Consider the following 20,721-nt stretch of genomic DNA (forward strand, 5'->3'; position numbering starts at 1 on the left):
CTCTCCAGCTGGCAGGCTCGCCTCGAGTGCGCTCTCGCGAGCGGAGGCTCTGGATGTCGGAAACGGATCGAGCGGGCTCGAGCGATTCGTCGGTGCGAGGCGATCATTGCGCGGGGCGCGCCAGCTCGTCGACCCGAGGAGCCCTTCAAAACATAGCCGTCGACACGAGCGCCTTCAATATCGCGGAATCCAAATTCTCGCCCCGCCGTCGCGGTGGGCCGGCTTTCCAGAACGCCGCGCCGGCGTGACATGCATCGGTGTCGGGTATCGGCTCTCGATGACAGGCGTCCCCAAAATGGCGCCGAAGCCCATTCGACGCCGGAGGCGCGCTCCCCCATCGGATTCCATTCGTTGCGAGAATCGACGAGCACGGCGGTAGCGGAGGTCAGCGTTCCGTTTCCGGAACTTCAGCTTCCAGCCATTCCCGCCATATGGCGAGCAGCACGGCGAGAATCAGCGGGCCGAGGAACAATCCGACAAAGCCGAAGGTGAGCAGGCCGCCCATCACGCCGAGAAAGACGACGACGAGAGGAATGTCGGCGGCGTTGCTGATGAGCAGAGGCTTGAGAATATTGTCGGCCGGATTGACGATGAGCGCGCCCCAGGCGAGCAGCCCCAGGCCGGCGCCGATCTGGTTCGTGAGAAGGAGCCAAACGCCGAGCGGTCCCCAGATCGCCACCGTTCCGACGAAGGGAATCAGCGCGGTCAGAGTGGTCAGCGCGCCGAGCAGAACCGGCGGTCCGGCGCCGATGAACGCATAGCCGACGCCGGCGATTAAACCTTGCGCCAGCGCGCTGACGATCAGGCCCGAGACGACCGCATTGGACGTCGTCTCGACCGCTCGGAAATATCGATCAGCTGTTTCCCCCACCACTTTTCGAAGCGCCGCGCGGATCTGCTCGAGCATGAGGTCGCCGTCGCGATAGAAGAAGAACAGCGCGATCGCCGTGACGCCGAATTGCGCGATGCTACGGCCGACCGCGCCGACGATTCCCGCGAGCTGACGAGTCCAAGGCTCCAGCCATTCGTTGAGCTGCTGCTTGCGAAACTCGGGATTGTTGACGACCTCATTCAGCAGGTCGGTCAGGACAGGGCCGATCACCGGCACGCGCACGATCGCCTCGGGCAAAACCAGCGGCTCATCCGCATATTTCGTGGACAGGTCACGATAGGCGCCGACGAGCTCGCGCTGCAGATCGACCAGCAGCAGCGACACCGGAACGACGATGAGGACGATCAACAGGATCGTCGTGACCGCGGCCGCGAGATTCCGCCGCTGTCCGCAGAGGTGAAGGCTGCGCCGATAGACGGAGTCGGTAGCGTGAGCGAGAATGGCGGCCCAGGCGAGCGGCGCCCAGAAGGGGCTGATGACGACGATGCCCAGCCCGATCATGCCGGCGAGCAGGATCAAGCCGAATATCTGTCGATTTTCCATATGTCGGCCTCCCTGCTTCGTTCAGGCTTATCTCGCAATAAATCGCAAGGGCTCCGGCGCAAATCTATGCGTGCTAGCTTGCCCCTGGCGTCACTCTCGTTCCTTCGCTCGGTTCTATTCGAATAGCTCTGCGCTGTCTGCAATCGAATGAGATAGTCTCGATGCAGGAGAGAGCTCATCCCGATGATGAAGGCACGTACTACGTCGCGCGGCTGGACTGCAACGCTTTTCGGTCGTCGAGTCCAATCGTCACGGCGCTGGCGCCGATCGCAGCGAGGCTATGGTCCAAAGCGACACGGAACGCCGAATAGCCTCGGGGATCGCGCCAAAATCGCTCCGCCAGCAACGATCATCCTGGCCGAAGCGGAACGCGATTTCTCGGCAGGACCGCTCAACTCAACGGATGATCTTCGTCGAGCGGAGCCGCGCGCAGGATTTGTCCCGCATAGTAATAGAACGTCGCCTGCGAGCGCGACGCTTTCGAGAATCCAATCATGCGCCTCTCGGCCGCGCTCGGCGTCGATGTCCTGAATTTCTCCCACGCTCTCGGCGAGGAGTTGCAACCGAGCCGCCCGCTCGCATTGCACGGCGAGAACGCAGGCTTCCGGGATCGATCGCGCCGCGACAACAAGGCCATGAGGTCCAGGACTCGTCTCCGCAGGTGAGCGCAGGCGCGTCAGGAACGAGCTTGGCTTGCCGTCCCATCAGCGAATGAAGCCCTGGCGCTTGCAAAGATTGCGTTCCCACAGCTGAGCGCAATTCGTGCGTTGAGCGCTCCTGTTCGGCGGAACTCATCAACTTCAATCGCGCGATTGTCGCAGCGGGGAGCTCTCGAAGCATCTTCGAGCAATCCGACCACTGCTCGATCAAGCGCTCGATCGCGGCCGCGACAAATTGGGCTGCATTGTAATGCAACTCGACTTCGAGCTTGTCCTTCTCGGCCCGGCATTTCAGACGGAGCCGGAAGGGGGGAGAAGGCGTCGTCGCCGCTTCCAAGGCCATTGAAACGGGACCAGCCTGCAGAAGCGCCAAAGCGCTCACATATTCGAATCCGAGCCTTTCGATCGACGCCCCGCTCGCTCCTGTATCGACGACAGGGGCGTAATCGAGCCATTCGCGGTCTTCGTCGAGAACAGCTTGCAGCCGTGATAAAAATTGCTCGAATTCCTCTTGAGGCTCGACGTGAATTGTCAGAGGAAGATCGAGGGCATAGGCTCCGATCGCCTGCGCCATGGGACCGCTGCGTCCCTCGCTTGAATAATGGAGGGAGATTTCCCGCGTATCGGCGTGCCGATGAAGCAAAGCAATCCAGGCGCCCAAGAGAACGGCCGTGGGCGGATACCAGAGCACGCTCCGCGAGCCGCGACACCGCATTGACCAGCGGCCTCGGCAATCGCAGCTCCACGGACTTCGGCTCGAGCGTCCCATCGTCCCGAAGCGCGTTCTCCAAGGGCAATCGCATCGGCGAAGAATTCGAACTCTCGCGAAGACGCAAATAGCGAATTCCCGCGTCGTCATCGATGGACTGCAACTCCTCCTGCCAAGCGGAATAATCGGCGTATTGAAATGGCTCGGAGGCCCCGACGACGGCTTCGCACGGCTCGTCATAGCTTGTCGCCAATTCGTGAACGATGTTCTGGAGACCGACCATGTCACAGCAAAGAGGCGAAACGGCTATGAACACGTAATGCAGAACATCGGAAAATCGAATAATCTCCATATGGAGCGCATTTCCGTCAAGGCGTCGAAAGCGCGCCCCTTCTGGACGCGAGCCAAGACTCGAAGCCGGTCCTTTCGTGAAACGGAACCGAAATCGTGGATGTCGACGTCGATCCGCGTCTCCTCGATAATCTGGATCGGTTGGGTCGTTCCCGGCAATAATTCTATTCGGGTGCGTAGAATTTCGTGACGCGTCACCAATTTGCGCAATTGTTCACGCATACGCATCGGATCGATTGGTCCCTCGACACGGACACGTCCGCATACCGGCGCCTCGTCGTGTGTTCGGGCGCGCCATAACCGCTCTTGCTGACGCGACAGACGAAATCCGACCGACTGTTGGCTCGATATCATGAGTTCCCTCTCGATCAGATCGCCAAATCACGCGGATGAAAAGCTCGGCGCATAGCTACGTAAGAGAGCAGCTGTTCAAAAAACGGGATCCTCGCATGCTCCGCTAGAATTCCGTCGACGAAAACGTCGTTGCCGCGCCGCATGAACAGCCGCATCGCATAGCGGTAGACGTTTCGTGAATGCTGGGGCGCCGCACCATCGATCGACGGCGCTCAACGTCCATGCCATGATCAGTTTGGAAGACCGTCTGCTACGGCGGACCGAATCCGGCTCCATAATCGCGGGCATAGAGGGCGCCGGCGCCATTGCGACTCGGCAGTCGACGCAACGGTCATTCGGCTCGCTTCTCGTTGATTTGCGGATTCACTCATCCCCGTTACGTCCCCGAACCCGATGCTCTCCGTCAGCACGCCCCATCACGGTGATGTCGTGCTTGGAAGTGGTCGGATCCGAGGCATCGTCATCTCTCGGTGACGAGTCTACCTTGCATCCGATCGGATACTGCATCTCTGTCGGTAAGACGTTCGAGCTGGCCTGAAAGCGCCAGGAAATTACCGAGCGCGATCTTTTTGCTCATCGACAAGACGCCGCCGGCGCTAGCTTTTTGGGAACCACTCGGGCCAGCCCGCCGCCGCGATAAATCGTGAAACCCCGCATTTCAAACAACCGACGCCGGCTCGATGAAGGGTCGGTAGAATCCGGCATTTATTTGCGTTCCCGGGCGGTTGGAGCGCATTATAGGCGGATATTCGCACCCGAATGTGAGAAACGACATGCCAACGACCTATCTCGCTCGCGTCACTGCGGCGGATCACGAGGCCTTACGGCGCCTGGTCGACAACTACCCAGCCGATTCTTACGAAAAATGGCAGGCTCTCCAAGCGAAGGAGATCGTGAATTGGCAGAAGAGCGGATGGACGGTCATCTTGATCGACGTCAGCGCAGACGACTTTCTGCGTTATTGCCGGGACACAGGGGCAAGCGCGAATTTTCATACCTTCAGGGGTATCGCCTCCGCGAAAGCAATCGGAAAATTCCGATGATAGCGGAGACTCGGCTCCAGGGTAGCATTGGTCACGCCAGGTCGCCGATGACCGGCTCGACGGGACACAGTGTCGGCTCAGAAGTGCGCCGACCCCTCGCATCGAGCCCCGAGGCTCGATGACTCCGGCGAGAGCGCCTCGGCTGCCGGCGCGAGGCTATGATCGGGTGCGACGCTCGGCGGCCGGGCGTTTCTTGGCCTTTCCGGCTTTCTTCGCTGGCGGATCGAAGCTCGACGGCTCCGCATCGCCCGCCAGCCGCTCGACGCGGATATTGTCCCCGCCTGGGCGCCGCATATCGCGAAGAAAATTCGGCGCCACCGATTCTGCGACCTCGACCTTCGTTTCGTGCTCGAAGATTCGGATGGCCCCTATGTCCTGCCGCGTGATATTGCCTTTCCGGCAGAGCATCGGCAGCAGCCATTTCGGATCGGCGTTCCTGGAACGACCGATATCGAGCCGGAACCACGCCTTGCCGCCAGCCAGAACCGAGCGCGTCGGTCTTTCGCGCCGAGCCTTGGCCGGTTTCTCGCGCGCGTCCGGGCGTTCGGGCTCCTCGCCGGGGTCGATCACATCTTCCACAGCGGGAAGGCGAGACCGGCACACCTTGACGAGAGCCGCGGCGATTTGTTCCGCCGAACGCTCTGCGAGCAAAAGTCTCGCCATTCGCAGATCTTCTTCGTCGGGCGGCGCGGTCAGCAGCGGATCGCTCAACAGCCGCTCCTGATCGAGCTGGCGTATATCGTCCATAGTCGGCGGCCGAGTCCACCGAGCCCGCACGCCAGCGTCGCGCAGCAATCGTTCGGCGCGGCTGCGCCGCGACGCCGGCACCAGCAGCGCGCTCACGCCCTTGCGGCCGGCGCGGCCGGTTCGCCCGCTGCGATGCTGCAGGGTTTCGGCGTCGTTCGGCAGCTCGGCGTGGACGACCAGCCCGAGGTTGGGCAGATCGATGCCGCGCGCAGCAACGTCGGTCGCGACGCAAACGCGCGCGCGGCCATCACGCAGCGCCTGCATCGATTGGTTGCGCTCGTGCTGGCTGAGTTCGCCAGACAGCAGCACCGTCGAGAACCCCCGCTCGAGCAATGTCGCCTGCAAGTGCCGGACGGACTCGCGCGTGTTGCAGAACACGATCGCCGTCTGCGCTTCGACGAAGCGCAGCAGATTGACCACGGCGTGTTCCGTGTCCTTCGGCGCCACGCTGATCGCGCGATATTCTATGTCGGCATGGCCGCGCTCACCGCCGGCGACCTCGATCCGCAGCGCATTGCTCTGATAGCGTCGGGCGAGATTGGCGATGCCCTTCGGCATGGTCGCCGAAAACATCAACGTGCGGCGGCCGGCCGGCGCGGAATCGAGAATGAACTCCAGATCCTCGCGGAAACCGAGGTCGAGCATTTCATCGGCTTCGTCGAGCACCACCGCGGCCAAGCCGGAAGTATTCAGTCCCCCTCGCTCGATGTGATCGCGCAAGCGCCCGGGCGTGCCGACGACGATATGCGCTCCTTCGGCGAGCTTCCGGCGCTCGAGCCGAGCGTCCATGCCGCCGACGCAAGTCACGAGCCGCGCGTCGGCGTAGTGGTAGAGCCATTCGAGCTCATGCGCGACTTGTAGAGCGAGCTCGCGCGTCGGCGCAATGACCAGCGCGAGCGGAAGAGTGGCTTCGACCATCCCGACGTCGTCGAGAATGGTCGAGGCGATCGCCAATCCATAAGCGACTGTTTTACCGGAACCAGTCTGTGCTGATACGAGGATGTCCCGCCCCGCGGCGTCGCCGGCCAGAACCGCGGACTGAACCGGCGTGGGATCGATATACTGCCGTTCGGCGAGGGCTCGAGCCAGTGCTGGGCTTGTTTCGAAGAAGGACATCAGTGCTGGTTGCTCTTTCCCGCAGGCGCAGGTGACGAAATGTTCGTCGACAGCGATTTCCGCGATCGGATAGCAGCCTTACTTCATTCGACCCGCCAACGCCATACCGTCGACGTTCTCCGTCTACTCGGCGCGAAAGAGCATAGTCGGAGCGTTTTTCCGTCGGCGGTCCGCGAGCCGATCTCCGATATCCGCGCAATATGCGACAAGCTCGCCATCGAGAGCGGCATCGCGACCGATCCGGGGCGTCTTCCCCCCGCATCGAGGCCGGAGCGCTGCGTGATCTACCGCCGCCCCACAGCGCACAGCGGCGCATCGAACCGAAATCGCAATATCCGGCGAAAGAATTCGGCCGCGCGCGAGCGCGGGTCTTGTTTCGAAGCCCGCCCTCTATTTTCGGCGAGGACGCTGAATTCACGGTTGTCTTCGCCGGTTTGCGGCGAATATTGACACGCGGGCTCGACCTATCACACATTGTCGCATGTCTAGCCTTTGGATATGACCGACCAGTCGACGTCGCGCGATCATCGCAGCGGTCGCCGCCTTGTTTTTCGTGCTGAACGGCGTTCTCCCGGCGTCCGTGGGGGCGCCGAGCGCCGGCAATCCGCACGGGCTCTGGACAATCGGGACGGACAGGCAGCTTTGCCTCCCGGGCGAGGAAGGGGGGGCGCCGCCAGCTCTGCCGAGAACGGCTTTATCTCGGCGACGTGTCCGATCGGATTCCCGCATGTTCAAGTCCCAACGCCCGTCGATGGGCGCGCTCTTCGAGCGCAATCGGCGTCAACTCACGAATTTTCTGTTGCGGAAGGTCTGCCCCGAGGATGCGAGCGACATCCTCTAGGAGACCTTCATTCGCGTCCTGCGTCATGAGCGATTCGAGACAATGGCCGATCCCCCGTCCTGGCAGCGGCGGATCGCGCTCAATCTCGCACGGGATCTGACGCGCCGACGCCGAACCGAGGCAAAGCACATCGAGTTCGGCGACTTCCCCCTGGATGCGCCCTGCGACAAGGCGCGCCCCGACGAGAGCGTCGAAACCGACGAGAAATGGCGGCTTCTCCATGCGGCGATCGACGCGCTGCCGCCACGCTGCCGCGAAGTCTTCCTTCTCTATCTATTCGAGAGCCTGTCGCTCGGCATGTCGCAGAATATGGCGCAAAAACACATGCGGCTCGCCGTCCAGCGCTGCCTCGCGGCGTTGCGATGAATTTCGGCTCGGACGACCTCCCGTTTCGACCTGCTCGCGCGTGATGATAGATGAAACGATCTATCGGGCGAGTTCCGGCGTCTCGACACGGGCGAGGGGGGATGGCCGAAGCATGACGGAAGAGACGTATGACGACGGGCGGCGAAGCGTCCAAGACGCCGCCATCGACTGGTGGCTGCGACAAAACGACGGCCCGCCGCTCACGAAAAAAGAAAAGGCCGCGCTGGATCAGTGGCTCGCGGTCGATGACGCGCATCGCGCGGCCTTCGACGAAGTGGCGGGCTTTTCGGCCATATGGCGCAGCGCTACCCCGGCGCCGGGCCGATTCGAAAGAAGCGCCGGACGAAGCGCAAGCTCGCGGGCGCAGCCGTTGTGGCGACGATCTTCGCCCTGCTGCTGCTCGGAGACGCGCCGCTCTATCTGATTTCGGATCATTACGCCGGAGTCGGCGCATCCCAGCGGATCACGCTCGGCGACGGCTCCAGGATCGAGCTCAATTCCAGGACCGCGGTCGCCCTGCGCTTCTCCGGCGCGGAACGGCGCATCCTCCTGCTGGAAGGAGAGGCCTGGTTCGACGTGGCTCCCGACGCCTCACGCCCTTTCGTCGTCGAAGCGGCAGGCGGGACGGTCACGGCGCTCGGCACCGCCTTCGACGCCTCGCTGGACCGGAACGCCGCGCAAGTCGTGGTCGGACAGCAGAGCGTCGCGATCGCGAGCGGCGGACGCTCCGTGCTCGTCGAGGAAGGACAGCAGAGCGCCTATGCGACAGGCGCCGCGGCTCGGGCGCCGACGGAGGCCGATCTCGACCGCGTCTCGGCTTGGCGCCGGGGCCAGCTGATGTTCGAAAACGAAACGCTGGGCGAGGTCGTCGACGCGCTCGGACGCTATCGCCGCGGCCTCGTCTATTTCGTGAATCCGGCGCTGAGGGCACGTCGGGTGACGGGCGTCTTCCGCATCGACGATCCGCTCGCCGCCTTGCGGCAGATCGAAATCTCGCTCGGCCTGCATGCGGTCTATCTAACTAAGTATATGATTATAATCAAAGAATATAACTGGATTTTTTTTCGTTCTCGACCTCCTCTTTGCACCGGCGATCACGTGTTTCAAAGTGGAGGGGCATTTCGCCACTCGGTCGAAACGGGGATGCGGCAATGGCGGGCAGAATGGTTCAGGGCGAGCGCGGAATGGGGACAACGACGCGATCGCGGCGGCGATCGCGACCATCGCAGCGGGGGCGCCGGGCTCACCCGCCCGCGCCGCCATTTCCGCCGAGCAGCGCGCCGACGTGGTGCAGACCTACCAGATTCCGCCCGGCGCCATGTCCAAAGCGCTCAACGCCGTGGCCGGTAAAAACGGCCTGCAACTCCTCTATGACGCCTGGCTCACCGAGAGCCTGCGCTCTCCGGGACTGGTTGGAATTTTTTCGACGCGAGAAGCATTGGATCGCCTCCTCATTGGCACGAGCCTCTCCTATCGCTTCTCCCGCGACGGCGAGGATGTGTCGATCGTGCTGGCGCAGAACGATAGCATGCGCAATGACGCGGGGGCGGAAGAGCTGCCGTCGATCGACATCGGCGCGGCGCGGCCGGGCGACTCGCGGCTCCGGCAAGCCGAGCCTCACGCCGCAGAACAGCTACGTCACGCCGGTCGTGTCGGTCGTGTCGGTCGGCACCAAGACCGACACGCCAGTCATGAACACGCCGGTCAATGTGCAGGCGATCACACAGAGGTGCTCAAGGATCAGCAGGCGATCACGCTCGCCGAGGCGTTGCGCAACGTAAGCGGGGTCTCTGTCGGTAGCCCCGGCGCCTCCTCGGGCTTCTCGCGGGCCAATGGAATATTGCTTCGCGGCTTCAACGCCGGGAGCATCTATCGAGACGGCTTTCGCGTCGACAACGTCGGCAACATCGATATATTTTCCTCGACACAACTCGGCAATGTGGCGAGCATAGAGGTGCTCAAGGGTCCGGCCGCCATTCTCTATGGACTCTCGGAACCGGGCGGCATCGTCAACATCACCACCAAGGGACCGCAAGAGCAGCCGCATTATTCCATCACCCAGCAGATCGGCTCGCTCGCGCTCTATCGCACCACCATCGGCGCCACCGGCCCGCTCAGCGCGGACAAGTCCGTGCTCTATAGGGTGGATACGTCCTATGAGAACAATGGCGCGCCCTATGGCTCATTCGTCGATCTGACTCATAGCCAGAACTTCTTTGTCGTCCTCCCAATAATTGACATTGCGCGGAAGCGTCCATCTGGTGGAAGAAACGCAAAGCGCGGCGGTTCCGCAAGGCCCAGGGCGCCTCCGCAAGCGCAACGCTCGAATCATCGGCGACCGTGTGACACTGCGCCATTGCTGACGATAGCAAGCAAAACCATGCCCAGCGCCGTGTCGCCGAACCCTTCCATGCGGATGGCGACGGCCGAACGGCAGGAAAATCGGCGCGGGAACAAAGCGTCTGCGGACCGCGGAGAAGATATCGGCGACCGCCGCGCGCCGATCGCCCACAGCTTCGACGATGAACTCCCGGCCAATGTCGGAGGCGCATGACCGGGAGCGTTCGCGCAGATCGCCTACCTGCCGAATCGATAGCTCACACCGACAGTCACGGCGCCGGTCGCTGCATCATGACGTATCCCCAGGGCCGGATTGAACGGAAGCGAAGCGCTTTTCCCTGTGGAGAGATCCGAAACACGGAATTCGACGTTCCCGCGCCAATGGTCGTCGAATGCGTATTCGGCGCCGACGCCGATCGTCGGCGCGCCGACGATGTGATCCTTGCGTGAAAGAGCGAAACCTGAAAAATGCTCGTGTCGGACATGGGCGAGATTCAGGCCCCCGCTCACATAGAGCAGCAGCCTGTCGAACGCGTAGCCGAGACGTCCGCGCACAACCCCATCGACGTCGACCATATTCCTGACGCCGATTCCGAATGGAAGAATTCCTGAATTTGTCGCATGAGCGCCGGAGACATCGACCCGCAGTCCGAAGACCAGGGAGTTGACATGCCAGTCGTAGCCGGCGTGCGCGCCTCCGAGGAAACTGCCCCCATGGGACGTATTGTAAGCCAGCGCACCACTGGTCGTCGGCAATAGCGGAGCCGACCGATCCGCGAAGCCGAGCGCGCCGACATGGGCTCCGATGTAGCCGCCTTCGAAAAGAAAGGCCGGAGGCGGGACGTAGGTCGGCGCGCCGTGGTGGATTGGCAGATCAGCGGCCCGCGCTCCGAAAGCGGCGATCAAAGAGGTTGCGATCGTGAAGGCCTGGCGTTTCATGCGGTTCTCCTGAAAATGACAAAGCTCGAATGTTCGTCGAAGCAGGATCGCTTCGACGTCGCCCTTTGCCGAATTGGCTCGAGAGTTACGGCGCGTCCGACGCCGGCCGCGCGCGTATGTCGATATTCGCGGTCAATTCGCGGGGATGCTCGGCGTCGCCCTCAATGCGAATTTCTCGCAAGGTGGGAGAAGCGCGGCGAGCGGCTTCTCCGTCGTGACGGCCGTTCGCAGATCGACGTCCTTCAGCAAGGTGAGATAGTCTCCTGACGATCGCGTTCGTAGATAGCTCGTCGTCAGCAAGGGCCCATCCGGCAATTCGCCGCGCCGGCAGGAGTCCGCGCCAACTCCGAAAGATCCATGCGTCGCGCCAGGATTGCGCGCCTTCTCCTCTAGGGATCGTTGTTGGAGCGCTCGGATTCGAGCGTGATCCGCCGGGTCGACTCGATAGGCGTAAAGACGTGTTCCAGCCGTCTTCTCGCCGGTCAACGGCGCTATGTCCTCTGGCGCCGTCGTTTCCAAGAGAGCGAATTTCGCTTCATGCCTATTGTTCTCTTCTCCATCGCGCCACCAGCCTACCGTCAAAGTCACGCCGCCAGGACGCGGCTCCAGCGCCTCGGGCATGCGGATAGCGGCGCGCAAAGTTTTCGAATCTACGTTGGCGGCGTCGAAACTGCGGAGCGCCCATAGTGTCGATACGGGCATATGACCGCAGGCCGCCAATGACGCGAGGAGTGGGGCAACAATCAAGCGTGACATGATCCTGCATGTTATGGGTTACGTGATTAACGTTTTACATTAAATTTTGAATGTGTCAACCGCGCTGTCGCGCATCCAGCGCCGACTACGGCCGCCCCCGGCTTTCTAAATTGTCCCGCCTTGTGGGACTGCGCGAATGGCATCGTCGACGAGATCGGCGACGACCGACTCCAAAGCACGTCGATTGCCGCTGACGATCACGAGAGGCGCGCGCGCTGCAACGAGGCGCCAGCCAACATCGACGAAATCGATCGTTTCGTCGATCGGCGGCTGAGCTTCACCCAGCGGTGCGCGATCAGCGCCTGCTCGACGATCGCCTGGACGTGACGCGCGGGTTCGGCGGATAGGCGGATGGGCGAGAGCGATATCCGGAATGTCGGGCGGCTCTCGCCATGCACAAAGCCCGCTGCCCTCGGGAAGAAGATGCTGACTCGGGCGGCAACGTCGCCACGCTTTGCGCCCTCACGGCAAGCAATACGATGCCGTCTCGCTGACTTCCCTCGAGTATCGCATCGCGTTGCAATACCTCCTGCGCCAATCGATTTGATGCAGTCTCGGAAATATCGCATCTAATCATGCGGATTATCCGTGTCCCTTGCTTTATTTTTCTACCATCGCCGCCCCAGACGCTCATTCCTCTTCAGGCGACGGGCGCGCGGACGCCGACGAGCCGCCAGGAAAATCTGCGAATGGCTGTCCGAGGACGACGAGTGGCGAAGGACCGAATTGAGATATCCGGTTTGCGCCGCAGCGCATCTATGGTCTGGACGACATGATTTAGGGAGAGGCCACTATTGCCGGCCGTTCAAAAGGGCTGCACATGGCTCGTTCATCACCTTTGCCCGCCGGCTCCGCTTTCAGCGGTTCCTAGCTCGGGCTCCAGCCACGCAAAATTCACGAATTGTCGAATCGAGGCGTCATGAGTCACGACGCCAAGGTCAGACCGCCCATCATCAGTCCGAGCGCGGCGATCCAGCTTCCGAGCACGCGAATGGCGACGCGCCGCCATGTCTGCGTGGCGGTTCCGGCACCTCGAAACGCGAGCGTCGACGCCATGACGAGCGCGATGATGACATAGCCGGCGACCGCGAGGCCCGCTGCAAATAGCAAGCGATTGGTCTCCGGTCCGACCGCGCCGGCATTGGCCGCGCCGCGCGCCGCCGCTAAGCCCAATGCGATCGCACACAGCAGCCCGCCGTGAATGCGCAGCTCCAACGCCAGCAACAGTCCGAGTAGAACGAGCGCGCCAGCGGCGACGAGCGCGCCCTCGGATGTCGCGTTCATCGTCATTCCTGTCGTCAGTCCGGCCAGGAGGCCGAACGGAAAAAGCAAGAGAACCGACCTCGCGTTGGACGCGCCGAGCGATCCTGCCAGAATGCCCAATGCGAACCAGAGGATCACATCTTTCAAATCGGTCAACGGATGCACGGCGCCCGCGTAGAAGTCGCCGAGCCGCGCGCCGATGATATGCGCACTCGCCGTCTTCGCATACAGAAGGAAGAAGAGGGCGCCGGCGACGGCCGACTTCGACTGGCCGCTCATCCTGCGCCGCCTGAGCCGAGCGTCAGAAAATAGCCGCCGAGAAGGGCGATCATCGCCCCGAGGCCTTGGATGAGACGCGCGCCGAGCGGCCATTGCGACACGGCGCCAATGACGATCCCGCAGCCATGCAGAAAGCCTGTCGCGGTGACGAATCCGACGCCATAGGCCATCGGATCGGTCGCGCCGGGGAGCTCCGCGCCATGTGCATGGCCATGAAATATCGCGAACAGGCTGACGACGAGCGCCGCGATGACGGTCGGCGGTCGAAGGCGTGTCGCGACCGCAGCGCCCAATAGTATGGCCGATAGTGCGATCATCATCTCCGGCGCCGGCAAGGGAATATGCATGACGCCGAGCACGCCTCCAACCGCCATGATCAGAGGAAAGGCGATCGGAAGCAGCCAGATTGCCGGAGCGCCGAGTTGCGCGCCCCAGAGCCCGACGGCGACCATAGCGATCAGATGATCCCCGCCGCTCAGTGGATGCAGAAAGCCGCTCGCGAGGCCGCCGGCCAATCCCTCTCCATCATGCGCGAGAGCGGGCGATGCGAGCGCGAATCCGGCGAGCAGGCTGAATGCGAAGGATCGGAGGCGAAGCGACATGGCGAGGGCTGTCCTCAATCGATTGCGAGAACGCGGAGAAGTCTGCCGATGAACCAGAAGGCTGCGATCGAACCGATCGCATAGCCGGGAAGGAGATCGCGCGAACCAGGGAGTACGGCGCCGAGGCGACGATGCGCCCAGATGAGCGCCAGCGTCAAAAGCACGAAAGCGAGTTGTCCAATCTCGACGCCGACATTGAAGAAAGCGAGCGCGGCCGGCAGCAGCCGTCGTTCGATCCCGAGACCGGCGAGCGCGCTGGCGAAGCCGACGCCATGGACGAGGCCGAAGCCGCCAGCGACGGCCCAAGGGTAGCGGGCCGTCAATCCGGCTTCGCTATGGCGCTGCTTCACGATCTCGACGCCGACGAAGACGATGCTGAGCGCGATGCAGGCGTTGAGCGGCCGTTCCGGCACGCCGATCAGCCCGAAGGCGGCGGCAGCGAGTGATGCGCTGTGGCCAATGGTGAATGCGGTGATCGTCGTGACGAGTCGACGGCTTGGCCCCACGATCCAGATCAGTCCAAATACAAACAGCAGATGATCCGCGCCGAGCAGAATATGGTCGACGCCGTAGTTCAGATAGGTCACGCCGAGTTCGATCCAGCTCTCGAGCGTCGGAGCCTCGGGACCGAGAATCGACACGGTGGGATTGGCGGTGGTGATGGTGTAGCTGCGCGTCTCGCCTTGAATCGGGATGATCTTAATCAGCGCCGCCGACATGCGCGAGCCGAGATTGCCGATCGTCAATGCGCCGACGAGGCCTTTTTGGCCGCAATCGAGCTCCGGTATGCGCAAGAAGCAATGTGGCGGCGCGCGCAGATCTACGCGAGCGCCGCCGATCGTCGGCTCCATTGTCCAACGGCCGACATAGGCGCCCTGGCGCACCTCGCGCAATTCGAGCACGCCGAGCGAGGATTCGTGCGCGTAGAGCGCGACGGGCGCGAGCAATGTCGCAGCGACGACCCAAGCCGCCAGCAATATTATCGAGCGTCTCACGGCTCCATCCGCACTGTGTAGGACGCCTTCAGCCGGTTCACCGCCTCCCATGCGCGCGCGCGCGCTTCATCCGTGCGCCACAGCCGCAGGATCTCGTCGCGGACATTCTCGAAAATCGCCGGCTCGCCCGGATGCCGAGAGTCGATGCGGACGACATGCCATCCTTCTTTGGATTCGAGCTTTGCCCATGTTTCCTGAGGTAGCGCGAGCAGGGCGTCGCGAAATTTTTCGCCGAAGGCGGGCCCGAGACTGGTGACGGGGCGCGCGAGAATGGCGCGCGTGCGATCACGAAGCTCTTCCGATTCACGGCCGCCGACGATGTCTTCGAGCCAGCGCGTCGCCTCGACGGCGTCGGTCGCGGGCGTGAGGTAGAAGCCGACACGCTCCGGTTCGTCGAAGCGCGCGCGATTTTGCTCGAACCAGGCGCGCAATCGTTCTTCGGTCGGCTGTGGCAGGCGAACTTGGTCGAAGATGAGCAATTGAAGTTTATAGGCGATACGATCGCGTATCATATCGTCGCCACGATCGACGCCGAGCGCCTTGCCCTCTCGATAGAGAATCTCGCTCGCGACCCAACTGTCGATCATCTTCTGGAGCTCGACGTCCGACGGCGTGCGCGCCTTGTCCTCGTCGAAATTGTCGATGAAGGACTGACGCAGCGCTTTGCCGACGGTGATGACGCGCTCGTCTTTTGGCGGCGGATGCAGCGCGGCGTCGGCGGCGAAGACGAGCCCGCCGATCATCATGAAATGCACGAGAGGTTCACTTCGAAGTCGCCTCGGAGACGTCCGGCCGGCCGATCCCGGATCGCGAGCGGCCGCCTGGCTAGCGCGATCCCCGTCGTCGAACCAACGCCGAACGAGAGCAAACGAAAGAGTCTTCACCATCGAAGCCATACGTTTCCCGAATACGCCATTGGCGCCTTATGCATCGGCTCATGCGTTTTGTCATCCGCGCGTCGACGAAAAAAAAGTCTTTTCGACTCACTCGAAAAGCGCGTCTCTGTAATCAAATGGTCACACGACTGTCGTTGTCGTTCTCCCATATTCCGCGCGCCGATGCGTCTCGTGACGCCGGGGGGCTCGTCTAGCCCGGAAAATTCAGCGTAGGTTGGCGGGGGTGGTACAGCCTTTTGATTTGGCGTAGAGTTCGGGTGTCGAATCCAACTCGCGCCATTTCGAAGCCGCCACGCCCCGCCATGAACGATTTTACCCTGCCGCTTTCCGGCCTGTCACCTGTTTCCGGCAAGGCTGTCGTCGCCAAATTCGACGGCGGCCTGCTGTCATCCGATGGCGGCGTGCTGCTGCTGCGTGAGATCGAGCAGCGCCTGCGCGTCGCGGAGCGGCTCGCCGGCTGCATCCGTGATCCGCGCGATCCCGATCTCGTCACCCATACGCTCGCCGACATCATTCGCTTTCGCCTCCTCATGATCGGCGCCGGCTATGAGGACGGCAACGACGCCTCGGCGCTGCGCGGCGATCCGATGTTCAAGATGGCGCAAGGGCTCGCGCCTTCCGAGCGCGAGCTCGCCTCGCAATCAACGATCTCGCGCTTCGAGAATCTGCCGGACGCTCGCGCTCTGCTGCGCATGGGCCGCGCCATGGCCGATCTCTATTGCGAGTCGTTCCATCGCGTTCCAGAGCGCATCACGCTCGACATCGACGACACTTTCGACGCCGTCCATGGAGGCCAGCAACTCCGCCTCTTCAATGCGCATCATGACGAATATGGCTTTCAGCCGATCGTCGTGTTCGACGGCTCCGGCCGCTTCGTGTCCGCCATGCTGCGGCCGGCCAAGCGCCCCAGCGGAAAAGAGGCCGAACGCTTCCTGCGCCGCCTGCTGCGCAGCATCCGCGCCAATTGGCCGAGAACGAAAATTCTGCTGCGCGCCGACAGCCATTATTGCACGCCCGAGACGATCGACTTCTGCCGCGCCAATGGCCTCGACTTCATCTTCGGCGTCGCCCCGACGACGACGCTGAGGTCGCATATCCTCGGGCTCGAAGCCAAAACCAAGGCCGTGTTCGAAGCGGCGCCTTCGGCCGGCAAGGCGCGGCGCTACAAGGAATTCCTCGACGGCGCGCAGAGCTGGAGCCGCGTCGAGCGTATCATCGCGCGAACCGAAGCCGGGCCCGACGGCGTCGACACGCGCTTCGTCGTCACCAATCTCGAGGCCCGCAACGCCCGCCGTCTCTATGAAGATGTCTACTGCCGGCGCGGCCAGGCCGAGAACCATATAAAATCCTGGAAGACGCATCTTTGCGCCGACCGAACCTCATGCATGAAAGCGACGGCCAATCAGCTTCGCCTGTTCCTGCACGCCGGCGCCTATTGGATCATGTGGGGCCTGCGCATGGCCGCGCCCAAGCGCTCGTCTTGGCGCACGGCTCAGTTCGATACTCTTCGTCTGCGCCTCGTGAAGATCGCCGCGCGCGTCGTCGAGATGAAGACCGCCATCAAAATCCATCTGCCGACCAGCTGTCCCGACCGGCAATTCCTCCGCATTGCGCTCGCGCGCATCCCGCGCCTCGCGACATGAAGCGCGGGGCGAGCGCCCCCGAAATCCGAACCCTTTTCCCTCAACCCGCAAGCCTTCGCCGTTCGAAACTCCGGCCCGCCGCCAGAGCCGCTGGCGCTGCGCGCGCGGTTATCTCGAACCCAAAAATCTTCCACTTCACCGCGCGAGCCGGTCAAGCGCTGCATAATCGCGGCTAGGTTTTTGCGGGGGATTGGCATGCACCGTTCGAAATCAGCTGTTTTGTTGACTGCCGCGTCTGTTTCGCTCGCTTTCGGTCATTCGGCAGCCGCCGGAGAACATGGCGAGGGTGCGCGCAGGGGCAATCCGTATGTCGCGGGCGACATGCATAATCACAACACCTGCACAGACGGCTCCATCGCCGCCGGCTACACGATCGATCGCGCGGTCGGAACCGGAGCAGCGGCGGCCGGCGGGACCAATTTCGATCTCGACTGGTTCACGCTCGGCAATCATGGCGGCTCCGGCAATCGCGATTGCCGCTTCAGCGACGCCAGCGCCAATCTCCCCGGCGACACAACGACCACCTGGTCGCAGACGCTCGGCCAGACGATCCAGGGCATCACCATCAGCAGCCTGAAAGGCTCGGCGAATGGGAGTGGCTCCAACGCGCAGATGTGGCGTTGGCAGTCGATCGGCGAGGTCGAATATCCGATTATCGTCAATCGCTCGGCGCTATACGACAAGGTGCTCGTCGAAGGTCTCGAATGGGTCGTGCCGGGCCATGAGCACACGGATGTCGCGGTGATCGCCGGACAGCATCCGCGTCATGGAGGCAATGCCGACAAGATGGCGGAGTTCGAATTCCGCTTCGATCGCGCCGACACCGACAGCATCGGACCCATCGACGCCGGCAACAGCCCGCTGTGGCCGGGCAAGGACAATGTCAACAACTCGGGAACCGCCGGGCACGGCAAGGCGCTCGAAGGCGTCAAATGGCTGCAGGCGAATTATCCGCTGCAATCCTATGCGATCCCGACGCACACGGAGCGCCAGGGGCCCTTCGCGGCCTCCGGCAACAAGGGTTACAATATCGAGCATTTCCGCGACTTCAACAATGCGGCGCCGACTGTCGCCTTCGGCATAGAATCGCCCGGCCATATGGCCGAGGGCGGATTGACGGGCGGCTCGGGCTCCTACGGCTCCAACGCGGTCGGCGGCGGCACCTATGGCATGGTCGGCGTCTACACGGCGAAAGTCGGCGGACTCTGGGACGGCTTGCTCGGAGAGGGCCGCAACTTCTTCATGTTCATCAGCTCGGACTGGCATCAGCGCGGCGCCTTCGGCGCGCGTGACCGCTACACCACTGCCGACTTCATTCCGGGCGAATACACCAAGCTCTATGTTCCGAGAACCGAAGGCTTCCGCAATCAGTCGATCATCGACGGAATGCGCTCCGGCAATAGCTATTCGGTGAATGGCGACGTCATCGGTCCGGATCTCGTGTTCCGTGCGCGCGCGCATGGCGACTGGAAGACGATGGGCGAGACGCTCGTCGCGCGGCCAGGCGAGACCATCCTTCTCGAAGTAGAGTTGACGGTGCCGGCGACGAACAACAGCCCCTATAGCTTCGACAATCCGCTGCTGGCGCAGATCGGCCAGCATCAGCCGCTCAACAAGCCGTCGATCGATCACGTCGATCTCATCACCGGCAAGATCACTGGCGTCGTTCCTCCGACCTCGCCCAATTACGCGGTCGCCAACGCCGCGGGCGTCGCCGGCGCGTCGATCGTCTATAATTCCACCGCGGCAATCGCAAAGCAGGTCAATTGGCGGAATATGAAGGTCAAGAAGCAGCATGACGGCTCGACGCGCCTGTCCTTCGTGACGAGCTTCACCATGGGCTCCGAGCCCGGCTATATTCGCGCCCGCGGCGCCAATATCCCGGTCGCGACCCCCAATGTGACGGACAGCGCGGGCAATCCTCTGCTGGACGCCAACAATGCGACGGTCAGCTGCACGGACAGCTCCTGCCCGGCGCATCTCGAATCCGTCAATGGGGTCAAGAAAGTGACCCATGACGTTCAGGCCTGGTCGAATCTCTGGTTCTATGCGAATCCGATTTTCCTGCGCCCCATCGGCTCGCCGAAACTGCTCGTCGAGCAGAACGCCGAGCTCGCGCGGCGCCTCGCCGGTCATCATTGGGAGCATGAGCATCACGCCGAGCGCGACTGAGCTCGGCCCTACCGTAGCCAAAGCGCCGGCGGCGAAACTTCGCCGCCGGCTTTCTCGTTTCGCTCATTGGTTCTCACTCGATGCGGCCTCTGCTTCTCCTCGTCGTAGTCGTTCTCTCATGCGCGGGCGTCGCCGCTCTGCTCTTTCCGGCGCGCCCGAACATGGACGGCCGACCGGAGCGGGCCGCCGATCCGATCGCGCCTCCGACGCCCGTCGCGGCAGTCGCCGAGGCTTCGACGGAGCCAGCGGACGCCGAGCCGACGAAAGAGGATTGCGTCTCCGCGGTGGACAAGGTACGGGCTCTGGCGAGCGCTCTGCCTGCCGATCATCCCTCGCGCTACATTGCGGAGCGGCATCTGCATCAGTCCATGGTCGAGGCCGGCAATGGCGAGTTCGACGACTGCCTCTATTGGGCGGCGCGCGCGAGCGACGAGGTGACGGAATTGCGGCACGCGCTGCGGCCGGGAGAAGCGATCGAGGTTCTTCGGCCGGACGAGACGCCTGAGAAAGCGGAGACGCCCGGCAAGAGCGCCGAAAAAAAGCCCGCGCGGGAAAGAGCGCGGAGATGAGCGGAGTGTGACGGCATGGACGAGATCGAGCCGCTTTTTCCCATTCCGCTCATGCGCTGCCCTGGTCTCCTCGATCCGCTTCTCGTCGAGGCCGCCGTCGATGCGATCCGCAATTCGCGCATAGAGAAGAATCTCCGCTCGGATCAGCTCTTTCATACGGAGATCGCCGATCCGCGCGGCGATGAGCTGTTCCGGCGAATGTCGGAGCTCGCCACTCCCAAGCTCGTCGATTTCGGCGCGCTCCTCTTCGGAGAGAGACTCGAATGGACAGTCAAAGAAATGTGGACGAATGTCCTCGAGCCCGGCGGTAGTCAGGCCTTGCATTCGCACGCCAATAGTTTTGCGTCCGGCGTATTTTATCTGACGCCCTCGCATCCCGGCAGCCGCACCGCTTTCGTGCGGCCTCCCGGCGGATTCGAATTCAATTTTCGGCATCACACACGTTCGGCGGCGATGGGGCCGTTCAATGCGGGAAAATATGTGGTTCCAGAGGCGGAACCGGGCGATCTCATTCTCTTCCCGAGCTATCTCTATCATGAAGTGCCGCGAAACCAGGGCGGAGTGAGAGTGACCGTAGCGTTCAACGCAATCCCCGACAGTCTCGACTGCTGGGGCTACCGGATCAAATTCGCTCCGTAGAACGGCG

General features: G+C 62.7%; 17 protein-coding genes and 1 pseudogene. 9 read left to right on the plus strand and 9 right to left on the minus strand.

Going from position 1 to position 20,721, the window contains the following annotated elements:
* Positions 1 to 385: 385 nt before the first annotated feature.
* Together IY145_RS24280 and IY145_RS24285 are read right to left on the minus strand one after the other, a co-directional pair.
* Positions 386 to 1,435: an AI-2E family transporter gene (locus IY145_RS24280; protein ID WP_196410842.1), complete on the minus strand. Its 1,050-nt coding sequence runs from the start codon at positions 1,433 to 1,435 to the stop codon at positions 386 to 388.
* Between the two features lie 492 nt (positions 1,436 to 1,927).
* Positions 1,928 to 2,668 carry a hypothetical protein gene (locus tag IY145_RS24285; RefSeq protein WP_409455329.1) on the minus strand — a complete coding sequence of 247 codons (741 nt, stop codon included), beginning with the start codon at positions 2,666 to 2,668 and terminating at the stop codon, positions 1,928 to 1,930.
* 1,613 nt (positions 2,669 to 4,281) lie between these two features.
* On the opposite strand from IY145_RS24285, the gene IY145_RS24290 reads away from it, so the two are divergent.
* The gene (locus IY145_RS24290) at positions 4,282 to 4,551 is read left to right on the plus strand and encodes a hypothetical protein (protein ID WP_196410844.1); all 270 of its coding nucleotides are present in this window, start codon (positions 4,282 to 4,284) and stop codon (positions 4,549 to 4,551) included.
* Between the two features lie 156 nt (positions 4,552 to 4,707).
* On the opposite strand, the gene IY145_RS24295 is transcribed toward IY145_RS24290, so the two are convergent.
* Positions 4,708 to 6,414, minus strand: a complete 1,707-nt coding sequence (locus IY145_RS24295; protein WP_196410845.1) for a DEAD/DEAH box helicase — start codon at positions 6,412 to 6,414, stop codon at positions 4,708 to 4,710.
* An 883-nt stretch (positions 6,415 to 7,297) separates the two neighbouring features.
* Here IY145_RS24295 and IY145_RS24300 point away from each other — a divergent pair.
* From IY145_RS24300 to IY145_RS24310, 4 genes and pseudogenes are all read left to right on the plus strand, one after another.
* The gene (locus IY145_RS24300; protein ID WP_312030663.1) at positions 7,298 to 7,621 is read left to right on the plus strand and encodes a sigma-70 family RNA polymerase sigma factor; all 324 of its coding nucleotides are present in this window, start codon (positions 7,298 to 7,300) and stop codon (positions 7,619 to 7,621) included.
* A gap of 112 nt (positions 7,622 to 7,733) precedes the next feature.
* Positions 7,734 to 7,844, plus strand: a pseudogene (locus tag IY145_RS25990) (iron dicitrate transport regulator FecR); the annotation flags it as partial.
* A 71-nt stretch (positions 7,845 to 7,915) separates the two neighbouring features.
* Positions 7,916 to 8,971: a FecR family protein gene (locus tag IY145_RS24305; RefSeq protein ID WP_246722424.1), complete on the plus strand. Its 1,056-nt coding sequence runs from the start codon at positions 7,916 to 7,918 to the stop codon at positions 8,969 to 8,971.
* On the plus strand, positions 8,907 to 10,175 hold the full coding sequence (locus IY145_RS24310) for a TonB-dependent receptor (RefSeq protein ID WP_312030664.1): 1,269 nt from the start codon (positions 8,907 to 8,909) through the stop codon (positions 10,173 to 10,175). Before IY145_RS24305 ends, IY145_RS24310 begins: the two co-directional genes overlap by 65 nt.
* Positions 10,176 to 10,198: 23 nt before the next feature.
* On the opposite strand, the gene IY145_RS24315 is transcribed toward IY145_RS24310, so the two are convergent.
* The 6 genes from IY145_RS24315 to IY145_RS24340 form a co-directional block, all read right to left on the minus strand.
* Positions 10,199 to 10,900, minus strand: coding sequence for an outer membrane protein (locus IY145_RS24315; RefSeq protein ID WP_196410846.1), 702 nt, complete (start codon positions 10,898 to 10,900; stop codon positions 10,199 to 10,201).
* A 132-nt stretch (positions 10,901 to 11,032) separates the two neighbouring features.
* The gene (locus tag IY145_RS24320) at positions 11,033 to 11,602 is read right to left on the minus strand and encodes a hypothetical protein (RefSeq protein ID WP_246722425.1); all 570 of its coding nucleotides are present in this window, start codon (positions 11,600 to 11,602) and stop codon (positions 11,033 to 11,035) included.
* A 978-nt stretch (positions 11,603 to 12,580) separates the two neighbouring features.
* Positions 12,581 to 13,198, minus strand: a complete 618-nt coding sequence (locus IY145_RS24325) for a HupE/UreJ family protein (RefSeq protein ID WP_196410848.1) — start codon at positions 13,196 to 13,198, stop codon at positions 12,581 to 12,583.
* On the minus strand, positions 13,195 to 13,800 hold the full coding sequence (locus tag IY145_RS24330) for a HupE/UreJ family protein (protein ID WP_196410849.1): 606 nt from the start codon (positions 13,798 to 13,800) through the stop codon (positions 13,195 to 13,197). The genes IY145_RS24325 and IY145_RS24330 overlap by 4 nt, the downstream gene beginning before the upstream one ends.
* Before the next feature lie 14 nt (positions 13,801 to 13,814).
* Positions 13,815 to 14,783 carry a HupE/UreJ family protein gene (locus IY145_RS24335; protein ID WP_196410894.1) on the minus strand — a complete coding sequence of 323 codons (969 nt, stop codon included), beginning with the start codon at positions 14,781 to 14,783 and terminating at the stop codon, positions 13,815 to 13,817.
* 8 nt (positions 14,784 to 14,791) lie between these two features.
* Entirely contained in the window at positions 14,792 to 15,541 is a 750-nt protein-coding gene (locus IY145_RS24340) for a peptidyl-prolyl cis-trans isomerase (protein ID WP_196410895.1), read from the minus strand.
* A 452-nt stretch (positions 15,542 to 15,993) separates the two neighbouring features.
* Between IY145_RS24340 and IY145_RS24345 the strand changes: the two genes are divergently transcribed.
* The 4 genes from IY145_RS24345 to IY145_RS24360 all read left to right on the plus strand — a co-directional run bounded on the left by IY145_RS24345 (position 15,994) and on the right by IY145_RS24360 (position 20,714).
* Positions 15,994 to 17,334, plus strand: a complete 1,341-nt coding sequence (locus IY145_RS24345; protein WP_196408705.1) for an IS1380 family transposase — start codon at positions 15,994 to 15,996, stop codon at positions 17,332 to 17,334.
* A 195-nt stretch (positions 17,335 to 17,529) separates the two neighbouring features.
* A complete protein-coding gene (locus IY145_RS24350; protein ID WP_196410850.1) occupies positions 17,530 to 19,506 on the plus strand; it encodes a hypothetical protein in 1,977 nt (658 codons plus the stop codon).
* A gap of 161 nt (positions 19,507 to 19,667) precedes the next feature.
* Complete coding sequence (locus IY145_RS24355; protein ID WP_210332886.1) at positions 19,668 to 20,075, plus strand: hypothetical protein; 408 nt, start codon at positions 19,668 to 19,670, stop codon at positions 20,073 to 20,075.
* 15 nt (positions 20,076 to 20,090) lie between these two features.
* A complete protein-coding gene (locus IY145_RS24360) occupies positions 20,091 to 20,714 on the plus strand; it encodes a 2OG-Fe(II) oxygenase family protein (protein WP_196410851.1) in 624 nt (207 codons plus the stop codon).
* Positions 20,715 to 20,721 lie beyond the last annotated feature (7 nt).

This window comes from Methylosinus sp. H3A, from assembly GCF_015709455.1.
Lineage (GTDB): Bacteria > Pseudomonadota > Alphaproteobacteria > Rhizobiales > Beijerinckiaceae > Methylosinus.